The sequence below is a fragment of the Nicoliella sp. ESL1113 genome (genome assembly GCF_058509245.1).
The window spans coordinates 771,396-783,571 of record NZ_CP196387.1; the positions used below are offsets into that span (position 1 = coordinate 771,396).

A 12,176-nucleotide genomic window follows, 5' to 3' on the forward strand; every position below is an offset into this window, starting at 1 on the left:
TATTAAATAATTGTAACGGGGTAATCATTTTGGACGGAAATAATTTATCGCAACGGTTAATGAACGTTGCACAGTATGTAAAAAACGGGAGTCGATTAGCTGATATTGGCTCCGATCATGGGTATTTACCAATTTACCTAGCAAAGGCGGGAAAAATATCATTTGGAATTGCTGGTGAAGTTGCAATGGGGCCATTAAGTAATGCTGAACATGAAATTAAAATTGCGGGGTTAAGTAATGTGATTATGCCCCGATTGGCGGATGGGCTCGCAGCAATTAAAGATTCTGATCAAATTGATACGATTACGATTGCTGGGATGGGCGGTTCGTTGATTGCTAAAATTTTAGAACAAGGGAAGGCTAAATTAGTTAATTTTCCTGAATTAATTTTACAGCCTAATGTTGATGCAATTGATGTGCGCAAGTGGTTGGCCGATAATCAATACCAAATCGTTCATGAGAACATATTAAAGGAAGATCATCACATCTATGAAATTATTAATGCGGTCAAGGCTGTAAAAAAAATTGATTACACACCGAGGGAGTTAATGTTTGGCCCCTTTTTGATCAACATGCAAAATGAAGCATTTACTGAAAAATGGCGGGATAAAATCATGCGCTTACAACGGGCACTTCAACAAATGCAATTAGCAAAGGTGCCGCCATTGGATCGGATTGAACGATTAAAAGTTGAAATTAATGAAATCCAGGAGGTTTTAAAAGATGCGCGGAATTGATTTAGTAAGACGATTTGAACAGTTTGCTCCTCAGAGCATTGCGGTTGCTCATGATCCAATTGGATTACAGATTGGTGATTTAAATCGGCCGGTGAAAAGGGTAATGACAACGCTAGATGTAAGGCCTGAAGTAGTGGCAGAAGCCATCGCCCACGATGTTGATTTTATATTTGCACACCATCCCGTAATGTTTCGGCCTGCTAAGAACTTAGACCTTACAAATCCCCAAAATGAAATGTATGCACAAATTATTAAGCATGATATCACAGTTTATGCGGCTCACACTAATTTAGATGATGCCAAAGGCGGGATGAACGATTGGCTAGCAACGGCGATCGGTTTAAATGAAACGATTGGATTAGTTGAACTCGGCACCCCGTCGAATCAGTTCAGCATGGGACGAATTGGTAATTTAGCCAATCCGATGCGGGTGATTGATTTTGCGAAACGTTGTAAACAAATTTTTGATATTAGCGGACTGCGATTAGTATCTAACCACCCAGATAAAATGATTCAAAGGGTTGCAATCCTTGGTGGTGACGGTGGTAAATTTTATTTAAATGCGTTGGATAAAGGCGCAGATGTTTATGTTACTGGGGATGTTTACTATCATACAGGCCATGACATGCTATCTTCTGGACTGAGCGTAGTTGATCCAGGGCATAATATTGAAAAAATCTGCATTCCGAAATTAGCAGCACTGTTTGAAGATTGGGCTGCTCAAAATAACTGGGAAGTTGATGTAATTCAATCGCAAGTGAATACAGATCCATATACTTTTATTTAATTTAAGGAGAATATAATGACAGAAAATCAGTACCATTCATTAATCCCTCGTTTTTTAAGATACGTTCAGATTAACACTCGTTCCGATGAAAATTCGACTACTTCACCTTCAACCCAACGGCAAGTCGACTTTTTGAACCAAATCAAGCAAGAATTAGTCACAATTGGGTTGAGCAACGTCAGAACGAATTCAAAAAGTAGCTATGTTTTTGCAACATTGCCATCCAATCTTGATTACCCAACGACTAAGGTCGGCTTTATCTCACATGTTGATACTGCTGATTTTAATTCGGAAAATGTTAAGCCTCAAATTGTAGCGAACTATGATGGCCATTCAGTAATCAAGCTTGATCCAGAAGGAAAATACACTTTAGACCCAGCTGTTTTTTCCAGTTTAAAAAAGTATGCAGGCCAAACACTAATTACTACTGATGGTAATACATTGTTAGGGGCAGATGATAAATCAGGGGTTAGTGAAATTATGACTGCCATGGAATACTTGATTGCCCATCCAGAAATTAAGCACGGTGAGATCGAGGTGGCATTTGGTCCAGATGAAGAAATTGGGACTGGAGCTGATCACTTTGATGTTGATGACTTTGGAGCTGAAATTGCGTATACAGTTGATGGTGGTCAATTAGGCGACTTGCAATATGAAACATTTAATGCTGCGACTGGTTCCGTATCAATTTCTGGAACCGATGTACACCCAGGTGAAGCTAAGGGGGTAATGGTGAATGCATTATTATTAGGGATCGAGTTTCAAGATGCCCTCCCAAAACATGATCGACCAGAATTAACTGATGGTCGTGAAGGCTTTTTCTTCCTTCTTAAAATGAGTGGGACGCCTGATTCCGCAAGGTTAGATTACATTATTCGTGATCATGATCATGATCGTTTTGAACAACGCAAGCATTTATTTGAACAGATTGCTGCTAATATTAATGAACGATTTGACACGCCACGAGTAAAAGCGGTTGTTAAGGATCAATATTATAATATGGCTGATGTTTTAAAGAACGACATGACAGCAGTGGACATTGCTAAAAAAGCAATGGAAAATCAAGATATTAAACCATTGATCTTTCCTGTCCGTGGGGGGACTGATGGTTCTAAGATTTCCTTTATGGGATTACCGACCCCGAATCTTTTTGCGGGTGGCGAAAATATGCATGGTAGATTTGAGTATATTTCTGAGCAAACAATGGAACGCGCTGTCGATGTGATCTTGGAAATTGCATCATTAGTTGCTAAACAATAATTGGTCAAAATTGGTCAAATTATTTCAAATTTAAAATTAATTCTGATATGATAATTATGAACTCTAGATGAGTTCATAATTATTTTAGTATGGAAATGAGTGATATTTTGAATCCAGATAATTTAACTGAAGCAGTTTCACAAGCTTTGGCACAAGCACAAAAAATTACAATTACTAGAAAACAACAACAGATTGGGATTCCCCAATTATTTAAATTTTTAATTCAACCTGGTGAATTAGGACGGCAAATTTATGCCGATTTAGGGTTGGATGTTAAGCAACTGGAACAAGAAATCGATTCAGAAATTGATCAAATTGCGACCGTTGAGGGTGACGTTAAATATGGTCAAGGACTAAGTAGTGAGTTATATGATTTATTGCAAAAAGCCGACCAAGTTAAAACTGAACTAGGTGATGAATACGTTGCAATTGATACTTTAACGATTGCTTTGATGCAGATAAATGGAGAAAAGCTATCTGATTATTTAAAGCAACATTCCATTACCGAACAAAAGGTTAGAAATGAAGTTGAAAAAATTCGGGGAGGCGAAAAAGTGACGTCTAAGGATCAAGAAGATAATTTTCAAGCGTTAAAGAAATACGGAGTAGATTTAGTTGCCGAAGCGAGAGCTGGTAAATTAGGTCCTGTTATTGGTCGGGATGGAGAAATTCTAGATGTTATCAGAATCCTTTCCAGAATGACTAAGAACAATCCGATTCTAATTGGAGATCCTGGGGTAGGTAAAACAGCAATCGTAGAAGGATTAGCTAAACGAATCGCAGTGAACGATGTTCCCGAAAACCTTAAAAATAAGACGGTTTTTGAGCTTGATATGAGTTCTTTAATTGCTGGGGCTAAATATAGAGGCCAATTTGAAGAACGGCTCAAAGCAGTCTTAAAAGAGGTCAAAAAATCAGAGGGTCAAATCATCATGTTCATTGATGAAATTCATAACATTGTGGGGGCTGGAAAGTCCGAGGGAAGTATGGATGCTGGAAACATCTTAAAGCCAATGCTCGCACGTGGTGAATTACATTTAATTGGTGCTACCACCCTAGATGAATACCGTCAATACATGGAGAAGGATAAGGCGCTTGAACGGCGTTTTCAACGCGTATTAGTTAAAGAGCCTAGCGTGGATGATACCATCACCATTCTTCGTGGAATTAAGGAACGTCTTGAAATTCACCATGGTGTTCGCATCCATGATAATGCACTAGTTGCTGCTGCTAAACTCTCAGATCGCTACATTACGGATCGCTTTTTACCTGATAAGGCGATCGATCTAGTTGATGAAGCTTCATCAAAAATTGAGGTCGAAATGAATTCGAGCCCAACTGAATTAGATCAATCTAATCGTCAGTTAATGCGAGAAGAAGTCGAATTAGCTGCCCTTAAAAATGAAACTGATGAGGCCTCTAAAAAGCGACTTGCTGAATTAAAGCCCCAGCTTGAAAATACTCGTGAACGAGTGAATGGATTGAACGCACGTTGGCAACGTGAAAAAGACTCGATTAATAAGCTGGGTGAAAAGAAACGGCAATTAGATCAAGCTCGAAATGAGTTAAAACAAGCTGAAAGCAATTATGATTATAGTAAAAGTGCCGAACTAAAGAATGGTAAAATCCCGCAATTGGAATCGGAACTTAATCAAATGGAATCCGAAGATCATTCTAAGGACTGGTTGGTCGAAGAGTCAGTTACTAGTAATGAAATTGCGGATGTTGTTAGTCGCCAAACTGGCATTCCAGTTAATAAATTGGTGCAGGGTGAACGTGAAAAGCTGTTACACTTAGCTGATAATTTACACAAGCGGGTGATTGGCCAAGATGCAGCTGTAAACGCGGTCGCAGATGCGGTCATTCGTTCAAGAGCAGGGTTACAAGACCCAAGCAAGCCATTGGGTTCATTTCTATTTTTAGGACCAACTGGGGTCGGTAAAACTGAATTAGCTAAGGCGCTTGCTGAAGACCTTTTTGATTCCGAAGACCATATGGTCAGAATTGATATGTCTGAATACATGGAAAAGGAATCAGTTTCTAGACTGGTCGGTGCTGCTCCTGGATATGTAGGTTATGAAGAAGGAGGCCAACTAACCGAAGCGGTTAGGAGAAATCCATATACGATCGTATTGTTTGATGAGATTGAAAAAGCTCATCCAGATGTATTTAATATCTTATTACAGGTCTTAGATGATGGTCGGTTAACTGATAGTCAAGGGCGGACCGTTGACTTTAAAAACACCATCTTGATCATGACTTCTAATCTGGGATCCGATATTTTATTAAGTGGAACTGATAAGGATGGTCATATTAATGCTGATGCTAAACAACAAGTTCAATCACTATTGAAGAGTCGGTTTAGACCTGAATTCTTGAATCGTATTGATGCTGAAATCATGTTTACGCCACTTTCTTTAAACGATGTCGAACAAATTGTTGTGAAAATCGTTAACGGATTATCTAAACGATTAGCTGAACAATCGATTCAACTATCGATTACCCAAAATGCAAAGCAATGGATTGCAAAGCAAGGCTATGAACCACAGTATGGTGCACGCCCATTACAAAGATTTATTACAAATAATGTTGAAACTCCCCTTGCTAAACAAATTATCGGAAACCAAATTAAGCCGAATAGCAAGGTGCAAATTGACTTAGCTGATAACCAACTTAGTTTTAAGTCAACTGCAGAATAAAATAAAAGCTGCTGACCATTTAGTCAGCAGCTTTTATTTTATTAAATTTTTTTATCTGATAGTAAATTAATTCCATTAACGGCAATTATAGCTACTACGGCAGCAACGATTCCAACACCAACGTAGTTAACAGTAACGCCTGATAATGCTGAATTAATGTATCCTAGGACATCCCCAAAAATGAATGCCCAGAAAATAACAGTAAGATTTGCAATTAAAGAACGCATATTATCCACCTCGCATTAACTAGCATTCTATCACAATTTAAGAAAAAAACAATTTAAAACCAATGCTATTTGTTGAAAACTTGCCCGTTCCCAATTAAGATAATTGAAGAGAAAGGATGTTTGCCATGGGATTTGTACCACTTCAAGTAGTCAGTAGCTATAGTTTATTAAAAAGTACGATTTCAATTGATCGTTTGGTTAACGTTGCTAAACAACGGGGTTATCGAACGTTAGCACTTACCGATAATAATGTGATGTATGGGGCGGTTGAATTTTATAATGCATGTCGCAATGCCGAGATGAAGGCGATCATCGGGATGAACGTTTCGCTTGCGGGAATTGTGCAACCGCTAAATTCATTTCCGGTGACGCTGTTAGCTCAAAATCAAAACGGTTATCAAAACCTAATGCGGATATCAACGTTGATTCAAACGGCAAAGACCAATAACTTGATTTCAGTTAATCAAATTGGGGCTTTTTTGAAAGATTTGTTTGTTATTTTACCCAATAATGGTGAGTTAATTAATTTACTGGGGAATAATGATGCGGTGGCAAATGAAATTAATATCTGGCGTCAATACGTTGATTTGAACAATTTAAAATTAGCAATCACCTCCACTTTACCATCAGAAATAGTTAGCCAAATTAGATCCGTTGGTGCTCAATATCACCTTAATTTAGTTGGAATCGACCCAGTTGAATATATTGACTCTGAGGATTACTTTGCAAAACAAGTACTCGGTGCGATTGGAGATAGCAACAGCGTTAACTTTTCACCTGCCAAGCAGAATCAAACCGGTAAAAATTGGTTAAAACCACTTGAAATGGTTGAACGGGAGTATCATCTAAGGGGCTTAGAATCTGAAATGGAGCAGACCCAATTAATTGCTGATCACTGTGAAGTTAAAATTGAAAAAAAGCCCACCCAATTACCAACCTTTCCGACCCCAGAGGGGCAATCATCTAAACAATATCTTGAACTTCTTTGTCAATCAGGGCTCAAGAGTCGATTTGATGCAGGGCATATTGATAAAGAGCGCTTTAAAGACTATCAACAAAGACTAGACCATGAGTTATCAGTCATTATTAGAATGGGGTTTGCTGATTATTTTTTGATCGTTTGGGATGTAATTAATTATGCCCATTCAGTTGGCATTACTACTGGACCAGGTCGAGGATCTGCAGCGGGTTCGTTGGTATCTTATGTACTTTCAATTACCGATGTAGATCCAATTCAGTATGATTTATTATTTGAACGGTTTTTAAATGAAGAACGGGCCCAAATGCCTGATATCGATTTGGACATTCCGGATGACCGTCGAGATGAGATCCTTAACTATGTTCATGATAAGTATGGTAACGATCGAGTCGCTCAGATCATTACGTTCGATACTTTTGGTGCGAAGCAAGTTTTAAAAGACATCAATCGGACTTTTGGTGTTAGCAACGACCATGCGAGCCAATGGAGTAAGGCAATTCCAAGTGAAGTTCATATTAGCTTACGAAGTGCCTATGAGAAATCACAAGGATTAAGAAATATTGTGAATACGAGTTCTTTGAACCGCTTGATTTATGAAACAGCTTTAAAATTAGAGGGATTGCCTCGTCATTTTTCAACCCATGCGGCTGGGGTCATCTTAAGTAATCAACCTTTGGTGAACACTACGCCCCTGCAGAACGGAAAAAATAATATTTTAATGACTCAATATTCAAAGAACTATGCTGAAGAAGTTGGGTTATTGAAAATTGATTTTCTTGGATTGCGGAATCTATCGTTTTTGGCATCGATCATCGACTTGATCCATCGAACGACAGATCCTAATTTTGATATTCATCAAATTAATATTAACGATGCTAAAACACTGCAACTGTTTCAAAATGGTGATACAAATGGTATTTTTCAATTTGAATCCAGTGGGATTAAAAATGTTTTGAGGCAGGTTAAACCAACTGATTTTAACCTAGTTGCCGTCGTCAATGCATTATATCGGCCTGGACCAATGCAAAATATTAATGAATTTGTGGCACGTAAAAATGGCAAAAAACCAGTTGCTTACCCTGATCGTGCATTGGCGCCGATTTTAGGGCCGACGTATGGAATTATTGTTTATCAAGAGCAAGTAATGCAGGTCGCTTCCGTGATGGGGGGCTTTACCCTTGGTCAATCAGATGTTTTAAGGCGTGCGATGAGTAAAAAGAAACAGTCCGTAATGGATTCGATGCGGGTCAAATTTATATCTGGTGCTAAGCAACGGGGTTTTACACCAGAAGTTGCAAACATTACGTTCGACTATATTGATCGTTTCGCTAGTTATGGTTTTAATAAATCGCATGCGGTCGCCTATAGTAAGATGGCGTTTCAGTTAGCTTACCTTAAGGTGCATTATCCATTACAGTTTTTTACGACGATTTTTAATGCTGAAATGGGAAACAAAGCAAAGACCAGGACGTTTTTACTTGAGGCCAAAAGTCATCAAATTGAAATCCTAGCACCAAATATCAACCTTAGTAATCGGGAGTTCAGTTTACAAGATGGCAAGATTGTTTTTGGGTTGGCAGCGGTGAGAACCGTACGTAGTGATTTAATTACTAATATTGTTTCAAATCGCGAACAGGGTGGCATCTTTACGAACCTTCATAATTTCTTATCCCGTTTAGACAGCAAGTTTTTGAAACCAGCCCTAATTGAACCGCTGATTTATGCAGGGGCATTAGACTGTTTTAACTTGAATCGTTCTGAATTAATTGCTTCTTTAAATGAATTTATTCAGTACTTAAAACTAAGTGGAGGTAGTACTAACCTGTTGGACACGCTTGCACCGATCATGAAACATCGCGATGAGTTTTCAATGGGAGAGCTCTTGGAGAATGAACAAAAATATTTGGGTGTCTATTTATCAAGTTTTCCAACTGAACAGTTCGCAGCGGTTAGTAATCAATTCCAAACCAAGCATGTAAATGACCTGCCCCAATATATTAATCAATCGGTCAATATATTGGTGTTCGTTAACCAAGTGAGGACGATTCGGACGAAAAAAGGCGATCCAATGGCCTTTGTTAACGGTAGTGATCCAATTGGTGAAGTGGATATCGTGGTGTTCCCTAAGGTCTATAGGCAGGTTAAAGCACATCTCGTGGCACAACGGGTACTATTGATTAATGGACGAGTTGACTTGCGCAATGGTGAGCAACTACAGTTGATCGCAAATCAAATTCAATCAGCTGCAAATGTGCAAAGCGACTTAAACCATCGACCTAATAATAATAAACCAGCTGGAATTTGTTTTTTAAGAATTAATTCTGAGAATAATCAAATGAACACTTTGAATCAGTTGAATCAACTGATTAAATCAAATCCTGGTCCATATCGAGTGGTGCTATATTGGGCAGAACAAAATAAACGGCAGTTATTAAATCCACAGTTTTCACTTAGTGATGACGGTGTAATTCAGTCGCATCTTCGAAATTTATTGGGAAACCAAAACGTAGTCTACCAAAAACGTTAAAAATAATGTAAAGCCAATAAAAAACAAAGTTAAAAGCAGACATAAATCATTAAAAGTGATACAATACTTGTGTAATCCAATATGTGGAAATTAGTTCACTAGTTTTTGATTAGTTAGTTAATTTGCGCAAAATCAAAGGAGAGAGTTTAACTTATGAAGAAGACTAAAATCGTAAGTACATTAGGTCCAGCTAGTACTGATCTTGATACTATTATTAAGTTGATGAAGGCCGGAGCTAACGTTTTCCGTTTTAACTTTTCACATGGTGACCACGAAGAACATTTAGGTCGGATGAACATCGTGCACGAAGCTGAAAAGCAAACTGGAAAGACAATGGGAATCATGCTTGATACTAAGGGTGCTGAAATCCGTACCACTGTTCAACAAGGTGGCAAGCTTGACTTCCATACAGGTGATCAATTTAGAATCTCAATGGATGCTTCTATTGAAGGGACTAAGGATAAGATCGCTGTTACTTACCCTGGTTTATTTGATGATGTTCACGAAGGTGGACACGTTTTATTTGATGATGGTATCTTAGATGCTGTTGTTGATGAAAAGGATGCAGCTAATAAAGAATTAGTTGTTACTGCACAAAACAATGCTGTGTTAGGTTCACGTAAGACCGTTGACGCACCTGGTGTATCAATCAACTTACCTGGTATTACTGACAAGGATACTAGTGACATTCGTTTTGGTTGTCAACACGGAATTAACTTCATTGCTGCTTCATTTGTTCGTAAGCCTGAAGATGTTCTTGACATCCGTAAGTTACTCGAAGAAGAAAACATGGAAGATGTTCAAATCTTCCCTAAGATTGAATCACAAGAAGGTATCGACAACTTTGAAGATATCATGAAGGTTTCAGATGGTTTAATGATCGCTCGTGGTGACATGGCCGTTGAAATTCCATTTGAAAACGTTCCTTTGGTTCAAAAGCACTTAATTGACAGATGTAACGAAATGGGTAAGCCAGTTATCACTGCTACTCAAATGTTAGACTCCATGCAAGAAAACCCACGTCCATCACGGGCTGAAGTTTCTGATGTTGCTAACGCTGTTTGGGATGGTACTGATGCTACTATGCTTTCAGGTGAAAGTGCTAATGGTGACTACCCAGTTAAGTCTGTTCAAGCAATGAGCAAGATCAACGTTAAGGCTGAAAACGTATTTAACCTATACGGTCGTAAGCGCCCAGACTTTAAGAACGGTGACGTTACTGAAGCCTTAGGTCACACCGTTGCTCAAATGGTTAAGGATCTTGGTATCAAGACTGTTGTTGCCACTACTTCTACTGGTTACACTGCTCGCATGATTTCCAAGTACCACCCAGATGCTAACATTCTTGCATTAACTTTCGATGACCGTACTCGTCGTGGTTTAACTGTTAACTGGGGTGTTCACCCAATCGTAGTTGAACAACCATCAAGTACTGATGCAATGTTCGACTTAGCAGCTAACAAGGCTGTTGAAACTGGTTTAGCTAAGGAAGGCGACTTGATCTTAATCACTGCTGGAGTTCCAGTTGGTGATCGTGGTACTACTAACTTAATGAAGGTTCAATTAATCGGATCTAAGTTAACCCAAGGTCAAGGTGTTGGTGACAAGACTGTTATCGGTAAGGCTTTTGTTGCTAACAATGCTGATGAAGCAAATAGCAAGGCTACTGATGGTGGTGTCTTAGTTGCTAAGAACACTAACAAAGATTACATGCCAGCTATTAACAAGGCTAGTGCAATCATCGTTGAAAACGGTGGATTAACTTCACACGCTGCGGTTGTAGGAATCTCAATGGGAATTCCTGTTATCGTTGGTGCTGGAAATGCTACTGAAAAGATTTCCGATGGTGAATTAATTACTGTTGATGCTCGTCGTGGTATCGTTTACCATGGTGCTTCAAGCTCAATTTAATAATTAATTAATCTGAATTTAAAAAGTCCGTTCCGAATGGAGCGGACTTTTTTGTTTCTTTTGACCATTTAGGGTGCAAAAAGCTATAATTAAATTAGAGTGAAATGATTATTTAAAGAGTGTATAATCTGTTAGATAACGTAAAAAAGAAGTGAGGTTCGCTATGAATCAAATTATTGGAAGGGTTGCTTCTGGGAAAGTAACTGATGAAAACGACAAATTTTATTTTGTTCAAATTGAAGGAGCCACTTTTCAATTAGATAAACAAGAAATTAACAAACCACTTAAACTGGGGAGTAATTTTAAGGGGTTTACCTATGAAAACGAATCCCATAAAATGCAAATTACCAGAACGGTCCCGAAGACGCAAATTGATCATTATGCGTTTGGAGAAGTGGTCGGTTTTAAGCATGACTTAGGGATTTTCGTTAATATTGGATTATCCAATAAGGATGTTGCCGTTTCGTTAGACGATTTACCGACGATTCGTTCTATCTGGCCCAGCGTTGGTGATCATTTGATGATTGCCTTAAAAGTGGATAAAAAGGGTCGAATTTGGGGGCAATTAGCTGATGAAGAGATATTTAACGCAATCGCTAAGCCAGCAAGTAATAAGATGATGAATAAAAACGTAAAGGCAACGGTTTATCGTGATAAGCTAGCTGGGACTAAAGTAATTACTGATGACTATCATCTTGGTTTTGTTCATCCGAATGAACGAGAAGTCGAACCCAGATTGGGCCAACATGTATCAGGACGCGTAATTGGTGTTCATCCTGATGGCTCTTTGAACTTATCATTGAAGCCGCGTGCTTATGAAGCCATCAGTGGTGACGCTGCAATGATCTTTGCTGTTTTAAAGCGTAATGAGGATGGGCAGTTGCCTTATACTGATAAGAGTGATCCTAAAGCAATCAAGCAATTTTTTGGCATTAGTAAGGGACAGTTCAAACGTGCGATTGGGTCGCTATTAAAGCAACGGCTAGTAACTGAAGATGAACAATACTTGAAGTTAACAGAATTAGGTATCAATAAAGACGTGGAGTGAT

The 12,176-nt window shown here is 38.6% G+C and carries 8 protein-coding genes; 7 read left to right on the forward strand and 1 reads right to left on the reverse strand.

Annotated elements, in window-relative coordinates; all coding sequences use genetic code 11:
- Positions 1 to 29: 29 nt before the first annotated feature.
- From ACSYTJ_RS03360 to clpB, 4 genes are all read left to right on the forward strand, one after another.
- The gene (locus ACSYTJ_RS03360; protein WP_491716215.1) at positions 30 to 737 is read left to right on the forward strand and encodes a tRNA (adenine(22)-N(1))-methyltransferase; all 708 of its coding nucleotides are present in this window, start codon (positions 30 to 32) and stop codon (positions 735 to 737) included.
- Positions 724 to 1,524 (forward strand): Nif3-like dinuclear metal center hexameric protein, encoded by an 801-nt coding sequence (locus tag ACSYTJ_RS03365; protein ID WP_491720115.1) that lies wholly within the window; start codon positions 724 to 726, stop codon positions 1,522 to 1,524. Before ACSYTJ_RS03360 ends, ACSYTJ_RS03365 begins: the two co-directional genes overlap by 14 nt.
- Before the next feature lie 15 nt (positions 1,525 to 1,539).
- Positions 1,540 to 2,784 carry a peptidase T gene (gene pepT, locus ACSYTJ_RS03370; protein ID WP_491716217.1) on the forward strand — a complete coding sequence of 415 codons (1,245 nt, stop codon included), beginning with the start codon at positions 1,540 to 1,542 and terminating at the stop codon, positions 2,782 to 2,784.
- 107 nt (positions 2,785 to 2,891) lie between these two features.
- Positions 2,892 to 5,483: an ATP-dependent chaperone ClpB gene (clpB, locus tag ACSYTJ_RS03375; protein WP_491720116.1), complete on the forward strand. Its 2,592-nt coding sequence runs from the start codon at positions 2,892 to 2,894 to the stop codon at positions 5,481 to 5,483.
- Between the two features lie 41 nt (positions 5,484 to 5,524).
- On the opposite strand, the gene ACSYTJ_RS03380 is transcribed toward clpB, so the two are convergent.
- On the reverse strand, positions 5,525 to 5,710 hold the full coding sequence (locus ACSYTJ_RS03380; RefSeq protein ID WP_491716218.1) for a DUF2929 family protein: 186 nt from the start codon (positions 5,708 to 5,710) through the stop codon (positions 5,525 to 5,527).
- A 125-nt stretch (positions 5,711 to 5,835) separates the two neighbouring features.
- Here ACSYTJ_RS03380 and dnaE point away from each other — a divergent pair, with 125 nt between their 5' ends.
- From dnaE to ACSYTJ_RS03395, 3 genes are all read left to right on the forward strand, one after another.
- Positions 5,836 to 9,216, forward strand: coding sequence for a DNA polymerase III subunit alpha (gene dnaE, locus ACSYTJ_RS03385; RefSeq protein WP_491719482.1), 3,381 nt, complete (start codon positions 5,836 to 5,838; stop codon positions 9,214 to 9,216).
- A gap of 153 nt (positions 9,217 to 9,369) precedes the next feature.
- The gene (gene pyk, locus ACSYTJ_RS03390; protein ID WP_491716220.1) at positions 9,370 to 11,127 is read left to right on the forward strand and encodes a pyruvate kinase; all 1,758 of its coding nucleotides are present in this window, start codon (positions 9,370 to 9,372) and stop codon (positions 11,125 to 11,127) included.
- 163 nt (positions 11,128 to 11,290) lie between these two features.
- Complete coding sequence (locus ACSYTJ_RS03395) at positions 11,291 to 12,175, forward strand: CvfB family protein (protein WP_491716221.1); 885 nt, start codon at positions 11,291 to 11,293, stop codon at positions 12,173 to 12,175.
- Position 12,176: the final 1 nt, after the last annotated feature.